The organism is Micromonospora sp. NPDC007208 (assembly GCF_042869175.1).
GTDB classification, from domain to species: Bacteria; Actinomycetota; Actinomycetes; order Mycobacteriales; family Micromonosporaceae; genus Micromonospora; species Micromonospora foliorum.
The window spans coordinates 261,074-278,517 of the sequence record NZ_JBIAFG010000007.1; the positions used below are offsets into that span (position 1 = coordinate 261,074).

At 72.6% G+C, this 17,444-nt stretch carries 17 protein-coding genes; 5 read left to right on the forward strand and 12 right to left on the reverse strand.

The window, feature by feature from the left end; genetic code table 11:
• Positions 1-112: 112 nt before the first annotated feature.
• From ACFYL6_RS17365 to ACFYL6_RS17380, 4 genes are all read right to left on the reverse strand, one after another.
• Positions 113-535 carry a hypothetical protein gene (locus tag ACFYL6_RS17365; RefSeq protein WP_091409841.1) on the reverse strand — a complete coding sequence of 141 codons (423 nt, stop codon included), beginning with the start codon at positions 533-535 and terminating at the stop codon, positions 113-115.
• Positions 532-1,512: a DNA polymerase III subunit delta gene (holA, locus tag ACFYL6_RS17370; RefSeq protein WP_387172266.1), complete on the reverse strand. Its 981-nt coding sequence runs from the start codon at positions 1,510-1,512 to the stop codon at positions 532-534. The genes ACFYL6_RS17365 and holA overlap by 4 nt, the downstream gene beginning before the upstream one ends.
• A 150-nt stretch (positions 1,513-1,662) precedes the next feature.
• Positions 1,663-4,122, reverse strand: coding sequence for a ComEC/Rec2 family competence protein (locus tag ACFYL6_RS17375; protein WP_387172163.1), 2,460 nt, complete (start codon positions 4,120-4,122; stop codon positions 1,663-1,665).
• Positions 4,119-4,946 carry a helix-hairpin-helix domain-containing protein gene (locus ACFYL6_RS17380; protein ID WP_387172165.1) on the reverse strand — a complete coding sequence of 276 codons (828 nt, stop codon included), beginning with the start codon at positions 4,944-4,946 and terminating at the stop codon, positions 4,119-4,121. Before ACFYL6_RS17380 ends, ACFYL6_RS17375 begins: the two co-directional genes overlap by 4 nt.
• A gap of 335 nt (positions 4,947-5,281) precedes the next feature.
• Between ACFYL6_RS17380 and ACFYL6_RS17385 the strand changes: the two genes are divergently transcribed.
• The gene (locus tag ACFYL6_RS17385) at positions 5,282-6,244 is read left to right on the forward strand and encodes an alpha/beta hydrolase (protein ID WP_387172167.1); all 963 of its coding nucleotides are present in this window, start codon (positions 5,282-5,284) and stop codon (positions 6,242-6,244) included.
• A 114-nt stretch (positions 6,245-6,358) separates the two neighbouring features.
• On the opposite strand, the gene ACFYL6_RS17390 is transcribed toward ACFYL6_RS17385, so the two are convergent.
• The 6 genes from ACFYL6_RS17390 to nadD form a co-directional block, all read right to left on the reverse strand.
• On the reverse strand, positions 6,359-6,733 hold the full coding sequence (locus ACFYL6_RS17390; RefSeq protein WP_387172169.1) for a VOC family protein: 375 nt from the start codon (positions 6,731-6,733) through the stop codon (positions 6,359-6,361).
• 240 nt (positions 6,734-6,973) lie between these two features.
• Positions 6,974-7,729: an SDR family NAD(P)-dependent oxidoreductase gene (locus ACFYL6_RS17395; protein ID WP_387172171.1), complete on the reverse strand. Its 756-nt coding sequence runs from the start codon at positions 7,727-7,729 to the stop codon at positions 6,974-6,976.
• Positions 7,730-7,750: 21 nt separating this feature from the next.
• On the reverse strand, positions 7,751-8,605 hold the full coding sequence (locus ACFYL6_RS17400; protein WP_387172173.1) for a DegV family protein: 855 nt from the start codon (positions 8,603-8,605) through the stop codon (positions 7,751-7,753).
• 48 nt (positions 8,606-8,653) lie between these two features.
• Complete coding sequence (locus tag ACFYL6_RS17405) at positions 8,654-9,283, reverse strand: histidine phosphatase family protein (protein WP_387172175.1); 630 nt, start codon at positions 9,281-9,283, stop codon at positions 8,654-8,656.
• On the reverse strand, positions 9,280-9,687 hold the full coding sequence (gene rsfS / locus ACFYL6_RS17410) for a ribosome silencing factor (RefSeq protein ID WP_030336526.1): 408 nt from the start codon (positions 9,685-9,687) through the stop codon (positions 9,280-9,282). The genes ACFYL6_RS17405 and rsfS overlap by 4 nt, the downstream gene beginning before the upstream one ends.
• A gap of 110 nt (positions 9,688-9,797) precedes the next feature.
• Entirely contained in the window at positions 9,798-10,394 is a 597-nt protein-coding gene (gene nadD / locus ACFYL6_RS17415) for a nicotinate-nucleotide adenylyltransferase (RefSeq protein WP_387172177.1), read from the reverse strand.
• 176 nt (positions 10,395-10,570) lie between these two features.
• Between nadD and ACFYL6_RS17420 the strand changes: the two genes are divergently transcribed.
• Together ACFYL6_RS17420 and ACFYL6_RS17425 are read left to right on the forward strand one after the other, a co-directional pair.
• Positions 10,571-11,239, forward strand: coding sequence for a PadR family transcriptional regulator (locus ACFYL6_RS17420; protein ID WP_387172179.1), 669 nt, complete (start codon positions 10,571-10,573; stop codon positions 11,237-11,239).
• Positions 11,240-11,423: 184 nt separating this feature from the next.
• Positions 11,424-12,629 carry an FAD-dependent monooxygenase gene (locus tag ACFYL6_RS17425; protein WP_387172181.1) on the forward strand — a complete coding sequence of 402 codons (1,206 nt, stop codon included), beginning with the start codon at positions 11,424-11,426 and terminating at the stop codon, positions 12,627-12,629.
• A 48-nt stretch (positions 12,630-12,677) separates the two neighbouring features.
• Here the strand turns inward: ACFYL6_RS17425 and pepN are convergent, their stop codons facing one another.
• Complete coding sequence (gene pepN, locus ACFYL6_RS17430) at positions 12,678-15,194, reverse strand: aminopeptidase N (RefSeq protein WP_387172183.1); 2,517 nt, start codon at positions 15,192-15,194, stop codon at positions 12,678-12,680.
• Between the two features lie 69 nt (positions 15,195-15,263).
• On the opposite strand from pepN, the gene ACFYL6_RS17435 reads away from it, so the two are divergent.
• Entirely contained in the window at positions 15,264-15,482 is a 219-nt protein-coding gene (locus tag ACFYL6_RS17435; protein WP_030336536.1) for a DUF397 domain-containing protein, read from the forward strand.
• 120 nt (positions 15,483-15,602) lie between these two features.
• On the opposite strand, the gene ACFYL6_RS17440 is transcribed toward ACFYL6_RS17435, so the two are convergent.
• Positions 15,603-16,004, reverse strand: a complete 402-nt coding sequence (locus ACFYL6_RS17440) for a hypothetical protein (protein ID WP_387172185.1) — start codon at positions 16,002-16,004, stop codon at positions 15,603-15,605.
• A 144-nt stretch (positions 16,005-16,148) separates the two neighbouring features.
• Here ACFYL6_RS17440 and ACFYL6_RS17445 point away from each other — a divergent pair, with 144 nt between their 5' ends.
• On the forward strand, positions 16,149-17,396 hold the full coding sequence (locus ACFYL6_RS17445; RefSeq protein ID WP_387172187.1) for a cytochrome P450: 1,248 nt from the start codon (positions 16,149-16,151) through the stop codon (positions 17,394-17,396).
• Positions 17,397-17,444 lie beyond the last annotated feature (48 nt).

Here is a 17,444-nt window from a genome sequence, read left to right on the forward strand (position 1 = left end):
GCCGGCCCGTTCTGTGTCATGCCGGCCGTGTTCTCCCGGGTCGGCGGTTCTGTGCGCTGCCCAACCGGTTCTCCGGCTGGCGGTTCTGTGCGCTGCCCGGGCGGGTCGGCGCTCAGTCTGACGGGTTGGCGCGCCGGGGCGGTGGCACGGGGTCGGCGGTGATCACCACGCCGGGAACGCTGTGCGAGACCCACTCCACCCGGGCTCGGCCGACCACCGGTTCCATCTGCCGGCGAAACCGATCCCGTTCCTGCTCGGGCACGAGAGCGGCCGAGCGGACCACGATCGCGGCCACCATGTCGTTGAGCTTCACCATGGCCGCCACCACGACCGGCAGCACCAGCACCGCCCACCAGCTGACCAACTCGGCGAGGGCGAGCAGCACCGCCAGGGCGATGGCACCCTCGAAGAAGAGGAAGCACAGCACGCCTCCGGGGTTGACGAACCGCAGGCCGAGGAGCCGGGCGTAGAGCGGCCGGTAACGCTCCTCGTCCACGGGGATGGTGGCCCACGCTGGGCGGTTCGCTCCCGTCACCTGGTGCTGCCCTGCCGGGCCGCCGCGACCGAGAAGACCGCACGTTCCAGGGCGTACGCCCGGTCGTCGGAGCCGCCCTTGACGGCCGCGTTGCACTCGGCGGCGACCTGCATGGCCCGGACCAGGCCCTCCGGCGTCCAGCCCCGCCCCTGCCGCTGCGCCCGCTCGACCTTCCAGGAGGGCATTCCGAGGCTGCTGGCGAGCTGGTACGCGTTACCCCGCCCGGCCGACGCCACCCGGGCCACCGTGCGCACCCCGTCGGCCAGGGCGTCGGCGATGGGCACCGGATCGACCCCGACGTGCAGGGCCCACCGCAGTGCCTCAAGCGCTGCCGGCACGTCGCCGACCATGGTGGCGTCCGCCACCGTGAAGCCGGTCACCTCGACCCGACCCCGGTAGTAGCGGGAGACCGTCTCGGCGCTGATCCGCCCATCGGTGTCGGCGATCAGCTGGGAGCAGGCGGCGGCCAACTCCCGCAGGTCGTTGCCGACCGCCGCGATGAGCGCCTCGGCGGCATCGTCGGTGCACTTTCCGCCAGCCCGGCGAATCTCGTCGCGGACGAAGGCCACCCGGTCGCGGTGCCCCTTCAGCTTGGCGGCCGGGACGACAGTCGCGCCGGCCGCCCGCAGACCGTCGGCGAACGCCTTGCCCTTGGCACCACCCAGGTGCAGCACCAGCAGTTGGACGTCCGGGTCGGGGTTCTTCGCGTACGCCAACAGCGCGGCGACCAGATCTTTGCGGGCATCCTGGCCGGAACGCAGGATCAGCAGCCGCCGTCCGCCGAAGAGCGAGGGGCTGAGCATCTCGGCGATCTCGCCGACGGTGAGCGCACTGGCCTGGTACTCGCGGACGTCCACCTCGGGGTCGACGGCGCGAACCTTCGCGACAGCTTCGGTGACCGCGCGCGTGGCGAGCAGTTCCTCGTCACCGAGGACGAGCAGAATGGGGGCGAGGCTGGCGGCGGTCACGCCGCCCATATTCGCACGGCCTGCGGTGGGATCGTGCCTGCTCATTCGCTGCTTGGTCGGCGCAGCCCGCACACAGCGCAAATCCCGACATCCACCTCAATTGCTTGCTTAATCCGCAAGTCGCCCACCCAATCGGAAGCCGCTGTGCTGACCGGCAGCTCAGGGCCGTCGGCCTGCGGGCACACCTCGCCGGGCTACCGCCAGACCGTCGCCCGTTCGGACCGCCGCCACGTCTCCGTCCGTGTCGGTACGCAGCACCCGCACGCCACCCCTGCTCAGTCGGGCGAGCAGACCCGCACTCGGGTGTCCGTAGGTGTTGCCCGTGCCCACCGGCACGAGCGCCACCGCCGGCCGCACCGCGTCGAGGAAACCCGGGTCCTGATACGCCGAGCCGTGATGCGCGACCTTCAGCACGTCCGCCCGTAACTGGCCGGGGGCCGCCCGCGCCACCATCGCGTGCTGCTCCTCGGTCTCCGCGTCGCCGGCCAGCAGGATCCGTATCCCGGCCACCGTGGCGCGCAGCACCAGCGAGTTGTTGTTCGGGTCGGACCTGGTCCCGGCCAGCGGGTACGGCGGGCCGAGCACCAGCAGGTCGACCCCGCCCACGGGGTGGCGAGCGCCAGCGACGGTGGTCAACAGCGCGGCCCGCCCGCCGGTGGCCGACGCCCGCACCAGCTCCCGGCCGCTCTCCGGGTCGGTCGACGACGGCGTCAGCACGGCACCCACCCGCCGCCCCCGGAACACCCCGGCCACCCCGCCCACGTGATCCACGTGGAAGTGGCTGATCACCAGCAGGGGCACCTCCCGTACGCCGAGCCGACGCAGGCAACCGTCCACCGCCCCCGGTTCCGGCCCGGCGTCCACCACCACGGCCCGGCCGGGGTCGACCGGGAGCACCAGCGCGTCGCCCTGGCCCACCGCGCAGGCCACCACCACCCAACCGGCGGGCGGCCAGCCGGCGGCCACCAGCCGAACCGGCAGGGCACCCAGCACGGCGGCGACCCCCACCACCGCCACCAGCCGGCGTACGAGGGGCCGGCGCACCGCGATCAGCAACGCGACGGTCAGCCCGGTCAGCAGCAGTGCACCGGGCACCCCGCCCGGCCACGGCAGGGTGCCACCCGGCAGTCGGGCACCCTGGCGGGCGATGAGCACCAACCACCAGGCCGGCCAACTCGCCAGCCACGCCACGAACTCGGCGCCGGCCGGCCAGATCGGCGACACCACGGCCGCCAGCACGCCCAGCACGGTCGCTGGAGCGATGGCCGGCACCGCCAGCAGGTTGGCGGGCACCGCCACCAGGCTCACCGTGCCGGAGATCCCGGCGACGACCGGACCGCAGGCAAGTTGGGCGGCCGCCGGCACGGCCAACGCCTCGGCCAGCCCCGGCGGGACGCCTCGCCGACGCAGCCCGTCCCGCCAGCGCGGCGCGAGCAGCAGAAGACCACCGGTGGCCAGCACGGAGAGGGCGAACCCGGGATCCCCGGCCAGCTCGGGGTCGACGAGCACCAGCACGGTGACGGCGGTGGCCAGCGCGGGCAGCGCCGCCCGGGGACGACCGGCTGCCAGGGCGGCGAGCCCGATCGCTCCCATCGTGGCGGCCCGTACGACGCTCGGCGACGGGCGGACCAGGATGACGAAACCCACCAGCGCCACCCCACACAGCGCGGCGGCGAGCCACGGGCCGGCGCGCGACCAACGGGCCAGCAACAACACCGCACCCACCACAATCGCCACGTTGGAGCCGGAAACCGCGTTGAGGTGGGTCATTCCGGTGGCCTGGAAGTCCTGTTCGACGGCGGGCGGCAGTCGGCTGGTGTCGCCCACCACCAGACCGGGCAGCAGCCCACCGGGGTCGTCGGGCAGCGGCGCGCAGGCGCGTTGCAGGCCGGTACGCAGCGTCCCGGCGGCGCGCTGCGCCCAGGACGGCGCGCCGTGCCGCTGCGGCGGGCCGTTGGTGCTGAGCACCGCCGCGGTGAGGTCGCCGCCGCGCGGAACGCCGAGCCGGCCGTCGGCGGTGAGGCGCTGCCCGGGGAGCAGACCCTCCCACGCCGGGTCGGTCGCCAGGACGAGCAGCCGCACGGAGGCGTCGATTCGTCGACCGTCCGGGTCGGTGAGTCGGACCAGTTCGGTCGACACCAGCAACATGCCCGGCCGCCCGGCGCTCCGGATCGGGCGCGGATCGTCCCGGACGACGAGGTCGGCGGTGATCGGAGCGCGTTGCTCGGCGAGGGCACGGATCGCGGGCGCGTCACGAACGGCGAGCCGGGCGGCGGTGGCCGCACCACCACAGACCACACCCAGGCCGACCGCCACGGCCACCCACCCGTAGCGCCGCACCACAGCTCGGGGACGGCCGAGGCGGCCGAGCAGATGCACGGCACCAACCGCGGTCAGACCGGCCGCCGTGCCGGCCACCAGCAGAACGGCGCGGGTGCCGAGGTGCAGGCTGGCGAGCGCGGTGAGCCAGGCAGCCACGGCGAGCCCGGCCAGTCGCAGGTCCGGCGGCTCGGACCGGGCCTGGCCGGCCGGTAACGCGGGCTGTGCCTGCCCGGCCAGCGGCCCGGACTGAGCCCCGCCGACCGGTGGCGGCTCGGCGGTTACGGCGAACCCGCTCATACCGTCACCAGATCCTTGAGCTGCTCGTAGCGGGCATCGCCGATCCCGTCGACCTGCCGTAGGTCGCCAACGGACTTGAACCCGCCGTGCTGCTCCCGGTGGGCGAGGATCCGTTGGGCGAGCACCGGGCCCACCCCGGGCAGCGCGTCGAGCTGCGCCAGTGTCGCGGTGTTGAGGTTCAGCGGCCCGGTGGCGGGAGCCGCACCTCCCGCCGCAGGCCCGGCCGCACCTGCCGGCATCGGCGGTGGCGTCACACCGACCACGATCAGCTCACCGTCGGTGACCTTTCGGGCGGGGTTGAGCAGCGCCACGTCGACCCCGGGCAGCGCGCCGCCGGCCGCCTGCACCGCGTCGGCGAGACGGGAACCGGCCGGCAGGCGTACCAGACCGGGTTTTCGGACCTTGCCCGCGACCGCCACCACCACCTCGCCGGAGCCGGACACACTGGGGTCAGCCGCGGGAGCGGCCGACGCGGTCTCACTGACCAGCGGGGCGACCGGCTCCGACTGCGGCCGGGCCTGCCAGGCCCAACCTGCCGCACCCACGACCACCACCACGGCGACCACCGCCAACGCCCGCACACCGCGCCGCCCGGGGTCGAACGCCCCCGGCCCTGGCAACCACGACTCGGGCGGGACCGCAAGGCCCCCCGACGCCGACTCCGCGACCAGCTCGGCGGACCGGTCCGCAGGCTGTACGCCGACGACCAGGGACAACGGGGGTACGCCCGCGAGCGGCGCCTCCGGCCGGGGCGGCGGTGCGACAGCCGCCTCGGTCAGCCGGCGCAGGCGCTGGCGTACCTCTGTCTCCTCGTCGTGCGACACAGCGCGACGCTATGGCGGCGGCCGGGACGGTGGAGGGAGACGGCGTCGGCCTGTGGACAACCAGCGCCCTTGTGGACAACGCCCTGATCATGCCCCCATCTGCTACGCGAGGGGTCGAGCTGCGGAGCGTGGCCTGGGAACGATGATGCGGGGTGGCGGCGCGGAAGAGCACGCCGGGCAGGCAAAGGCGTACCGGAGGTTGCAGCGCGCACGTGGTCACCCGATCGCGGGAAGGTTCCGATGCTCGCGCCGGTCACCCCATCAATCAGTAAGGATCCCCAGGCAGGGGTTCTTCGGCAGTGGAGATACCCAAGGACTGATGGAGCTGTTGGTCAATGCCCGTCTACACAGGCTCGGACATCCCTGCTTCGGTCGGGCGCGGCATCCTCGACGCCGAGTTGAAGGCGTGGCTGCCGACCGGGCCGGTGCTCGGCGCCGACGTGGCGATCTCCCAGGGCCGACGTGACCACACGGTGCTCGGCGCCGGCCCGTGGCCGGAGATCGGCGCCGTCGACACGTTCGCCCTCCCCGGACCGCACGGGTCCCTGACGGTTCGCAGACACACCCCGACCCGCGCCGCCAGCAGGCCCGCCGGAGCTTTGGCCTACATCCACGGCGGCGGATTCAGCTACGGCACGCTCGACGAGTTCGAGGTGGGGCTCCGGGTGGTCGCGGAGCGCGCCGGCATCGTCACGTACGCGATCGACTACCAACTCGCCCCCGAGGCGAAGTACCCGGTGCAGATCGACGAGATCGAGTTCTTCGTGCGATGGCTCTTCGACAACGCCCACTCCGAGGGTGTCGACCCCAACAAGATCGCGCTGGGCGGCGACTCGGCAGGGGGCAACATGACCTGCGTCGTCGCGCTCAAGCTCCGCGACGAGAACGGTCCGCAGCTCGCGTTGCAGGTGCCGCTATATCCGGAGGCCTCGTTTCCGGGCGACACCCTTTCGGGTAGCGAGAACCGCGTCGGGCTCTATCTGGAGACCAACGGCATCTACGAGATGGTCCGCAACTACATCAAGAACTCGGATGACGGCCGCCATCCTTACATCACGCCTTTGAACGCACCGTCGCACGCCGATCTGCCGCCGACGATCCTCGTCACAAACGGCTTCGACCCCCTGCGCGACGTCGGGCACGCGTACGCGCAGAAGCTCGCCGCCGCCGGCAACGCCATCACCTACGTGCACCATCCCGACCTGACCCATGGCTTCTTGCAGTTCACCCGGTACGCCGCCGCCTGCCACCAGGCCACTCTGGAACTCGCGGACCTGATCAAGCAACACATCGGCTGATCCTCCGTCTCGGGATCGGGGCGTCGGCGGCACCCGCCGCACAGAGGTGGTGTCGGCTCCGGGGGACGAACCACAAGAGCCGACATCGTCCTCGACGAGCGGCGCAACCAACCCCTACAGGTACGGCCGGGTGATGATCTCGATGGCGTGGCCAGCCGGGTCGAAGAGGTAGAAGCCCCGGCCACCGTGCTCGGTGTTGGTCTCGCCCTCCCGCTTCAGCTGCGGGTCGGCCCAGTACGTGATGCCACGGCCCTCGACGAACGCCAGACACCGCCCGAACAACTCGTCGTCGACGAGGAACGCGTAGTGCTGCATCTGGATGTCCACCGGCGGCTCGGCGAACTGGAGAAGCACACCCTCGTCCAGTTGGACGTTGGTGAACGGCCCCCACGAAGGCGCCTCCGGCAATTCGAACAGCTCCCGGTAGAACGCGGCCGAGGCGCTCTTGTCCTTGCTGGCGATGATGGTGTGGTTGAACGTGACAGTCATGCGTACCGTCTTCTTCCCGGTCGATCCGAAGACCCGACCGGAGGCCCACAGCGTTCACCCAGCCACGCAGATGACAAAGCCCCGAGGGCGCCGACGCCCCGGATCCCGCACGAGAGACGCGTACGTCGCGTCGATCTCGGCGTGGTGGCTGAAGTAGCCAGAACCTCCGGGGGGTAGGCCCATCTGGGGCGCGCACGGAGGCTAACACAGCGGCCGGAGCGTCTGCGCCACGAGAACGGGTCAGCGGGCCTCTGGGTCGAGGCCGAGCACGGCGCGTCCGCCGTCCACAGGCAACGTCACGCCGTTGATGAAGCTCGCCGCGGGCGACAGCAGGTACGCGACCGCCTCGGCCACCTCCTCGGCCCGCCCGATGCGGCCCACCGGGTGCAGCCGGGTCAGCTCGGCGTCGATCCACTGGGCCTGGCTGGGCTCCTGGGTGGCGAGGAATTCGGCGTGCCGCTCGGTGGCGATCGAGCCGAGCGCGACCGCGTTGGCGCGGATGCCGTGCCGCCCGTACTCGACGGCCAGCGCCCGGGTCAGCCCTTCCACGGCGGCCTTCGCTGTCGCGTACGGCAGGGCACCGGACACCGGTCGACGGGCCTGGTGCGACGAGACGTTGACGATCGCGCCGCCGGCGGCGCGGGCCAGGAAGCGGCGGACGGCGACCGAGGCGCCCACCACGGCCGGGCGCAGGTTCAGCCCGATCAGGTCCAGCACCGTGTCGGCCGACGTGGAGTGCAGCGTGGCATCCCGGAACACCGCCGCGTTGTTCACCCAGCCGGTCAGCGGCGCAGCGCGGTCCGCCAGCTCGGCGGCGCGCTCGGCCACCTGCTCGTCGGCGGCGTCGCCGACCACAGCGACGAGCCGATCGGCGGCCGGGTGGCCGGCCAGCCAGTCGACCGCGTCGGCGTCACGTTCCAGGACGACGATGGTGGCACCGGTCGCCACCAGCCGTTCCACCACGGCCCGGCCGACACCGCGACCACCCCCGGTCACGACGCACGACGTGGCCACGGCTCAGGCCTCCGGTCGGCGGTGGACGACCACGCAGGCCAGGCCCGGCCCGGCGTGCGCGGCGACGACGGCACCCGCTTCGGAGACGTACGTGTCGTGCAGCCGGTCACCGAACCGCTCGGTCAGCGCGGCCCGCAACGCCTCGGCCCGTTGTGGCGCGGCCAGGTGGTGCACCCCGAGGTCCACGTCGTCGTCGCCGGCCACCTCGACGGCCAGGTCCACGAGCCGGGCCACTCCCCGGCTGGCGGTGCGGACCTTCTCGCGCAGCACAATCGCCCCGTCCGGCATGTGCATGATCGGCTTGACGGACAGCGCGGTGCCGACCAGCGCCTCGGCGGCGTTGATCCGGCCGCCCCGGCGGAGGAACTCCAGCGTGTCGACGTAGAACCAGACGGTGGTGCGGGCGATGGCGGCGAGCGCCGCGTCGCGTACACCGGCAAGGTCTGCACCGGCCTCGGCGGCGGTGGCGGCGGCGATGGCCGGAAAGCCCAGGCCCATGCCCGCCGAGCGGCTGTCCACGACCTCGACCCGGCCGTCCAGGTCGGCGGCGGCCAGCCGGGCGGCCTCCACCGTGCCGGACAGCGCGGCGGAGATGTGCACCGAGACGATCCCGTCGGCGCCGGCGTCGAGCAGTCGGCGGTACGTCTGGGCGAACTGCTCGGGTGCCGGGCGGGAGGTGGTCGCCGTGACCCGGCGCGCGCTCAGTGCCCGGGTGGCGTCGGCCGGCTGGGTCTCCACCCCCTCCAGCCCCTCCGCGCCGTTGAGCACGACGGTCAACGGCACGACGGTGAGCCGGTGCGCCTGCACCAGCTCGGGCGGAAGGTAGGCGGTGGAGTCGATGACAACCGCGACGGGCATGCCCGGCACGCTAGCCGATCGGGGCGGCGAACGCCGAGGCGCGAGTGCTCAGACCGCGTCGACGGCGACCGGGGCGGTGATCAGGCCGACGTTGTGCGCCCGCAACTGCCACCCGCGGACGTCGTCGTGGCGCAGCTCGGTCCAGTGGCAGTTGGCCAGCGACCCGATGGTGCGCAGCACGGCAGTGTCCCACCCGAGTAGGCGACCGATGCCCTGCCGGGAGCCGCCACCGTGAGTGGCGATCACCACCGTGCCGCCCGAGGCCAGGTCGGCTGCATCCTGTAGCGCGGCACCCACCCGCTCGCCGAGGTCGTGCAGGGGCTCCAGGTCCGCGCCCGGGTCGGGGTCACCGGCCCGCCAGCGCGCGTACTCCTCGGGGAAGCGCTCGGCGACCTCGGTGAGGTACAGACCCTGCCACTGGCCGAAGTGCCGCTCGCGCAGCCTCGCGTCGGTGCGTACCGGCAGCCCCGTGAGCGCGGCGAGCGCGTCGGCGGTCTCCGCGGCGCGGCTCAGGTCGCTGGCCACGATGGCGTCGGGCCGCCGCGCCGCGAGCAGCGGGGCGGCGGCGCGGGCCTGGTCACGGCCAAGCTCGTTAAGGGGTACGTCGAGCTGCCCCTGGACACGGTTGGCGGCGTTCCAGTCGGTGTTGCCGTGCCGCCAGACGATCAGTCGGGTCATTCGGCGGCGGCGGACCCGCTGGCGTCGGCCTCGACCAGGTCGCGGTCGACGAACGGGATGGTGGGGCAGTCCTTCCAGAGGCGGTCGAGCCCGTAGAACTCCCGCTCCTCGGTGTGCTGGACGTGCACCACGATGTCGACGTAGTCGAGCAGCACCCAGCGACCACCACGCTCGCCCTCGCGCCGCACCGGCTTCGCCTTCTCCGGCAGCTCCAGCAGGCTCTCCTCGATGGCGTCGACGATGGCCAGCACCTGACGCTCGTTGGGGGCAGCGGCGAGCACGAACGCGTCGGTGATGGCGAGCTGGTCGCCGACGTCGATGATCGTGATGTCCTGCGCCTTCTTGTCGGCGGCGGCCTGGGCGGCCGCGATAGCCAGCTCGTGAGCGCGTTCGGAAACTGTCACCGTTCTCCTTCGATCAAGCGTGCGATCCTCCAAGCGTCTCATACCCGGCGGCACCCCGATCGTGCAGTTCTGGTCGGTTAGGTGCATGAACCTGGGCATAGCGGGTGCGCTCAGCGCTGATAGAGGCTCCGCTTGGCGATGTACTGCACCACACCGTCGGGCACCAGATACCAAACCGGCTCACCCCTGGCGACCCGAGCACGACAGTCGGTCGACGAGATCGACATCGCGGGCACCTGGATCAGGCTGACCGTATCCGCCGGGAGGTGCTCGTCGGTCAGCGGAAAACCGGGCCGGGTCACGCCGATGAAGTGAGCCAGTTCGAAGATCTCGTCCAGGTCTTTCCAGGACAGGATGCGTTGCAGGGCGTCCGCGCCGGTGATGAAGAACAACTGCACCTTCGGGCCGTACTCAGCGTGCAGGTCACGCAACGTGTCGACCGTGTAGGTCGGCCCACTTCGGTCGATGTCGACCCGGCTGACCTGGAAGCGGGGGTTGGAGGCGGTGGCGATCACGGTCATCAGGTAGCGGTCCTCGGCCGGGCTGACCGGCTCGTCGGCCTTCTGCCAGGGCTGCCCGGTGGGGACGAAGACCACCTCGTCCAGCCCGAACCGGTCCGCCACCTCGCTGGCCGCCACGAGGTGCCCGTGGTGGATCGGGTCGAAGGTGCCACCCATGATCCCGATCCGCCGGATATCTTCCTCCACCCAGTGATCGTAGGCCGAGCGTCCTGGCCGACCGTTCCGGCCCGGGCAGAGCCGCACGTCGAAGGGCTGCCGCACAGGGGCGGCTTCAGAAACGCGGCGCGCAAGGGGTCGCGGCACCCTTGAACGTCGGCGTATATTCGTGGACGAGTAACCGTCGGCGAGCGAGGGGAATCATCGTGCCGAAGCGGCGCAAGGTCGGCAATCTGCTGGCGCTGGCCGTGCTGTCCGCCCTGGCCCAGCGGCCGATGCACCCGTACGAGATCGCCACCGCACTGCGAGCCTGGGGCAAGGACCAGGACATGGAGTTCAAGTGGGGGTCCTTCTACACGGTGATCGGCAACCTGGACAAACACCACCTGATCGAGGCGGTGGAGAGCGTGCGCGAGGGTCGACGCCCGGAACGCACGGTCTACCGGATCACCGACGCGGGGCGGGCGGAGCTGGTCGACTGGGCCCGCGAGCTGGTTTCCACCCCGATGACGGAGCATCCCCGTTTCCGGGCCGGGTTGTCCGTGCTCGCCGCGCTGCATCCCGACGAGGCCACCGCCCTGCTGCGGCAACGCCTCGATCTGCTGGAGGTCGCGATCCGGCAGGACCGCGACGTGCTCGACGCCCACCTACGGGAGATCCCACGGCTGTTCCTGGTGGAGTCGGAGTACGACCTCGCCATGCGGGGCGCGGAGGCGGCCTGGCTGCGGGCACTGCTCGCGGAGCTGACCTCGGGGAGCTACCCCGGGTTGGACACCTGGCGGACCTTCCACGAGACCGGCGAGATGCCGGCCGAGCTGACCGAGTTGGCCGAGCGAACGAACACCAGCAGCCGGAGAACCGACACCACCGGCTGAAGAACGGCCCCGGCGAGGTGCGCCAACACCTCACCGGGGCCCTGACCCCGAACCGACGCCTGGGAAGGCACCCGGCCCGAAGCGGCAACCACGAGGATAACCGGGTTCCCTCCCAGGTCCGCGCGCTCGCGCACCGACCACACCAGGTCCGCGCGCCGCGCACCGACCACACCAGGGAGAGAGCATGACCACGGTACGAACCGCGATCGTCATCGGCGGTGGCATCGCCGGGCCGGTGACAGCGCTCGCGCTGCGCCGCGCCGGCATCACCGCAACCGTCTACGAGGCGTACCCGACCACGGCCAGCGGCATTGGCGGCACCCTCGCCCTCGCGCCCAACGGCGTGGCGGCTCTGCGTACGGTCGACGCCCACCAGGCGGTGACGGCGATCGCCACCCCGATCGGACGCAGCGCTCTGGCCGTCGGCCGCCGCCGCATCGACATGCCCACACTGACCGGGGTGCCGCCGCTGCACGTGGTGCACCGGGCCGAGCTGTACCAGGTGCTGCACGACCAGGCATTCGCCGAGGGCGTGCCGTTCGCGTACGGCAAGCGGCTGGTCGACGCCGAGCAGACCGGCGACGGCGTGACCGCACGTTTCGAGGACGGCAGCACCGCGACCGCCGACATCCTCGTCGGCGCGGACGGGATCCGCTCGACCGTCCGGGGTCTCATCGACCCGGCCGCGCCCGGTCCCCGGTTCACCGGGCTGCTCGGCTTCGAGGCGGTAGCCCGACACGAGGTGGACGCCGAGCCGGGCACGATGACGTTCGCGTTCGGGCGACGCGGCTACTACCTGTACTGGCCGGAGCCCGGCGGCGGCACCCGGTGGGGGGCCAACCTGCCGCAGCAGCGGCCGATGAGCCTCGTCGAGGCCCGGGCGGTGCCGGCGGAGCAGTGGCTGGACACGCTGCGCGCCACCTACGGCGACGACGACCCGGGCCGGGAACTGGTCGCGACCAGCACCGCCGACGAGCTGCAGGTGGTCGGGTCGTTGCAGATCATGCCGCCCGTGCCGCACTGGCATCGGGGCCGGATGGTGCTGGTCGGCGATGCGGCGCACGCGCCGTCGAACAGTTCGGGGCAGGGCGCGTCACTGGCCATCGAGAGCGCGGTGCAGCTCGCCCGCTGCCTGCGCGACCTGCCGGACGTCCAGGCGGCGTTCGCCGCGTACGTGCGGCTGCGTCGTACCCGGGTGGAGAAGGTCGCCGCCCGCGCGGCCCGGATCAACCATGCGAAGGCCCCGGGTGCGGTCGCGCGGACGCTGATGCCGTTGCTGATGCCGCTGATGGTGCGCACGGTGCTGGACCCGGAGAAGACCGTCGCCGACGAGCAGCGCTACGTCATCGACTGGGACGCGCCGGTCACCGCAGAGCCCGCCCTGCGCTGAACTGTGGCCGCGCGGGGTGGCCAACCAGCCACCCCGCGTGGGCAGCGTTCAGGCCGAGGCGGCGGCCACCGCCGTCCGGGCGACCAGCGCGCGGCGCAGGTCGTCGTCGGCGTCGGTCACCACCCGGCGCAGGCCGGGAGTCAGGTCGTCGCGGGCCAGCAGCGCCGCGGCCGCCTCCCGGGTGGGCTGCGCCACGGCGTAGCGGGGGAACGCCAGGGCCGCCACCCGGTCGGCCGTCCAGGCGGTACGCCGGTGCGCGGCGGCCGGCATCTCCGCGAAGTACTGATCGACGTACGCGGCGGTCAGGTCGGCCTGTTCGGGTTGCCAGAACCCCTCGGCGGTCGCCTCCAACAACCGGGTGGACAACTCGGTGTCCCGCACGAGGATGTCCCAGGCTGCCTGCTTGGCTGCCGGGTCGGGCAGGGCCGCGCGGCAGCGGGCGGCCCACTCGGCGCCGGTGGAGCTGTTGTCGGCGGCCACCTCGATGGCGATCTCCGCCTCGCCGGCGACCCCCAGCACCACCAGTCGGCTCAGCACCGCCCAGCGCAGCTCCGCGTCGACCTTCAGACCGGCCGGTGCGTCGCGGCCGGCGAGCCAACCGACGAGCAGGTCGGCGTCGGTGGTGGCGGCGATCCAGCCCCGCGCGGCGGCGAGCTGCAACGACCCACCGGCCGGCGCGCCGTCGAGCAGCCGCTGGCATGACGCGGCGACCCGGGCCAGGGCCGTGGAGCGGCCCAGCGGGTCGAGGTAGCGGTCGACGAGTGACCGGCTGAGCGTCAGCACGTCCTCCGCGATGATCACCTCGGTCTCGGCGGGGAGCGCGGCGACCATCAGGTCGACCAGGCCGGTGACCGGCCGCTCTCCGTCCTTCGTCGCGTCCAGTGCCTCGCCCCAGAGCACCGCCCTCGCCAGCGGGTCGGTCAGACCGGGCAGCACCAGCGGGACAGCGCTCGCGGAGGCCGGGTCGAGGCGCACCTTGGCGAACGTGAGGTCACCGTCGTTGAGCAGCAGCAGCCGGGCTGCCGGCGCGCCGGTCAGCGCACCGAGCACCGTCCGGCCTCCCTCGGCGGTCGGGTCGATGTCGACCTCGTCGCGTCGCACGGTGCCGTCCGCCGAGTAGCGGCCCACGCCGAGCCGGTGCGGGCGCAACACCGGGTGAGAATCGGGCGCGGTCTGCACCACGGCCACCTCGGTGTAGCGGCCGTCGGCGTCCACGGCGACCTCGGCACGCAGCGTGTTGACCTGCGGCCGGCGCAACCACAGCTCGGCCCAGGCGGACAGGTCCCGTCCGCTGCTGGCGGAGAGGCTGGCCAGCAGGTCGGCGAGGGTGGCGTTGCCGAAGCGGTGCGCGGCGAAGTGCGCGTTCAGGCCGGCGAGGAACGCCTCGTCACCGAGCCACGCGACCAGTTGCCGCAGCACGCTGGCGCCCTTGGCGTACGAGATGCCGTCGAAGTTGAGCAGGCCCTCGTCGGTGTCGGCCACCTCCTGCGGGGCGACCGGGTGGGTGGAGGGGCGCTGGTCGGCGGCGTACCCCCAGGCCTTGCGGCGCATGGCGAAGGTGGTCCACGCCTGGTCGAAGCGGGTGGCCTCGGCGGTGACCCGGGTGCCCAGGTACTCCGCGAAGGACTCGTTCAGCCACAGGTCGTCCCACCAGCGCATGGTGACCAGATCACCGAACCACATGTGCGCCATCTCGTGCGCGATGGTGGTGGCCCGCAGCTCGCGCTGGGTGTCGGTGACCGCCGAGCGGAACACGTAGTCGTCGCGGAAGGTGACGAGGCCCGGGTTTTCCATCGCGCCGGCGTTGAACTCGGGCACGAACGCCTGGTCGTACTTGCCGAACGGGTAGCGCTCGGTGAAGAGCTGATGGAACCGGTCCAGGCACTGGCGGGTGACGGTGAAGATCTCCTCGGCGTCAGCGTCCAGGTGCTCGGCGAGCGACCGACGGCAGTAGATGCCCAGCGGTACGCCGTCGTGCTCGGCGCGCCGGACGTGGTACGGCCCGGCGATCAGCGAGAAGAAGTAGGTGGCCAGGGGCGCGGTCGGGGCGAACTCCCAACGACCGGGCGCGGGGTTGGCGGCCACCTCGGCGTTGGCGGCGACGGTCCACTGCGGCGGCGCGGTGACGGCGAGGGTGAACGGAGCCTTGAGGTCGGGCTGGTCGAAGGCGGCGAAGATGCGCGGCGCGTTGTCGAGGAAGGAGACGGCGTAGAGGTAGGTCTCGCCGTCGGCCGGGTCGACGAAGCGGTGCATCCCCTCCCCCGTCTTGGAGTACGCCATCTCGGCCTCGACGACCAGCCTGTTGTCGTCGGCCAGGTCGTCGAGCGGCAGCCGGTTGTCGCTGAGCAGATCGGGATCGAGGTCGCGGTCGTTGAGGCGTACGCCAAGCAGTTTGGCGGGCTTGACCTCGGCGAAGGTCGCGGCGCCGGCGGTGGCCCGGAACCGGATCTCGACGCGGGAGCGGAACAGGTCGCCGTCGCCGGTCAGGTCGAGGTCCACCTGATAGGACTCGACAGTAATCGCCGCGCCACGCGCGGTCGCCTCTACACGGGTCAGGCTCGGCATCCGCTTATCCTGCCCGATGGGGATCGGCACCCGGTCACCACACGACCCTCGGCACTGGAGGAAAGAACCATGGCGCAGCACCCCAAGGGCGACTTCGACCTCTCTCGGGCGGTCTGGCAGCGGGCCGAGGGGGACACCTCCGACAGCGCCGTCGAGGTCGCCTTCGTCGACGACCTGATCGGGATGCGCAACTCGGCCGAGCCGGACGGGCCGGTGCTGGTCTTCACCCAGGCCGAGTGGGACGCCTTCGTGGCCGGCGCGCAGGACGGCGAGTTCGACCTGGACTGATCGCGCCCGCCGACCCGTCGGCGGTGGATGGCCGTGCCGGTGCCCGTGGTCGGGACACCGGCACGGCCACGCGGGCGGGCCGGCCGGCGGACGTCCGGATCGACCACCCGGGGCTGGTGCTCAACCATCGCCGGGACCGTCGCCGTCGCCCCAGCCGAGCCCACCGGGGCCCGGGGCGTGGTGGAAGCCCGGATGGTCGGCCACGTCGACGCAGCGCTCCCCGTCCGGGCCGACCGCGCCGCAGAACAGCCGCTCGGCCCGCTGCCAGGCGTCCGCCGGTGACAGGGCCGCCGCCCCGAGTGCCACCTCCGAGCGGAGCAGGCTCAGCGCCTCGGCGTACGCCACGGCCAACTCGCGCGCCTCGGCCGGGCCCGGCGCGGTGAAGCCCAAATGCACCGTGAAGAACCGGTGCGGACGGGTGGGCCGCCGCGGCGGCCCGATCAGCGACCGGCCGTCACGGCCTCCGCCCAGTGCTGCGGCCGCTCGCCGCTGCCGCCAGTGCGGCGATCTGTTGTCGCGCATCCGCCCTCCCCGTGGTTGTCCCACCAGCAGCAAACCAGGTTCCGCCGCCCCTGGGAGGGGCCAGCCGGGCGGGATTCAGCGGCGTCGACGGGGGTAAGCGCGGTGGTCTACGCGACCAGCCGCACCTGCGTGTGAGGAGACCCAATGGCGACCATGCCGGCCGACCGCAGCCCGGACAGCACCCTCGCGATGCTCCGCGCCGGTTACCGGTTCGTTAGCGAGCGCTGCGAACGGCACGGCAGCGACATCTTCCAGACCCGGATCCTGCTCGCCCCGACCATCTGCCTGCGCGGCCGGCCGGCCGCGGAGCTGTTCTACGACACCGACCGCTTCCAGCGCGCCACCGCGATGCCGCTGCGGGTGCAGCGGACGCTGACCGGTCGGGGCGGGGTGCAGGGGCTGGACGGGTCGGAGCACTCCGACCGCAAGGCGATGTTCATGTCGATCATGACACCGGCGGCCATCCAGCGGCTCGGTCAGCTCTTCGACGACGAGTGGCGGGCCCGCATCACCGCCTGGGAGGGCGCCGGCCCCGTGTCGCTCTACGACGAGCTGGGTCGGTTGCTGACCCGGGTGGTCTGCGCCTGGGCCGGGGTGCCGCTGCCCGCGTCGCAGGTCGAGCGCCGCGCCGTCGAGCTGCACGCCATGATCGAGGCTCCGGCGGTGATCGGCCCCCGCCACTGGCGGGGACGGCTGGCCCGGTACCGGGCCGAACGCTGGCTCGCCGACCTCATCGAACGGACCCGGGTCGGTCTCGCCCCGCCGCCAGCCGGCAGCGCCCTGGCCGTGATCGCGGAACAACGCGACGGGCGCGGCAACCTCCTGCCCCGGCGGATCGCGGCCGTGGAGCTGCTCAACCTGCTGCGCCCGGTGGTCGCCGTCGACCAGTACATCGCCTTCGCCGCGCTCGCCCTGCACGACCATCCGTCCTGGCGGGAACGGGTCCGTGACGACGACGAGGCCACCGAGCACTTCGTCCAGGAAGTGCGCCGCTACTACCCGTTCTTCCCGATGGCGGCGGCCCGGGTCCGGCGGTCCTTCGACTGGCAGGGCCACCACTTTCCGAAGGGCCGACGGGTGCTGCTCGACCTCTACGGCACCAACCACCACCCAACGCTCTGGCCGCAACCGGAGCTGTTTCGCCCGGAACGGTTCGCCGGCCGGCGGGTGGACCCGTTCGAGCTGATCCCGCAGGGCGGCGGCGACCACTGGGCCGGGCACCGCTGCCCTGGCGAGTGGATCACCATCGACCTGATGAAGCGGGCGGTCACCAACCTGACCGCCGCCATGCGCTACGACGTTCCCGTCCAGAACCTGGCCCTGGACCTGCACCGGATGCCCGCGCTGCCGCCTCTCGGCCTCACCCTCACCAACGTCCGCCGCACCGGCTGACCCCCGCCCCGCCGGCCGCGGTGACCGGCGAGGCGGGTGCGTCCCGGC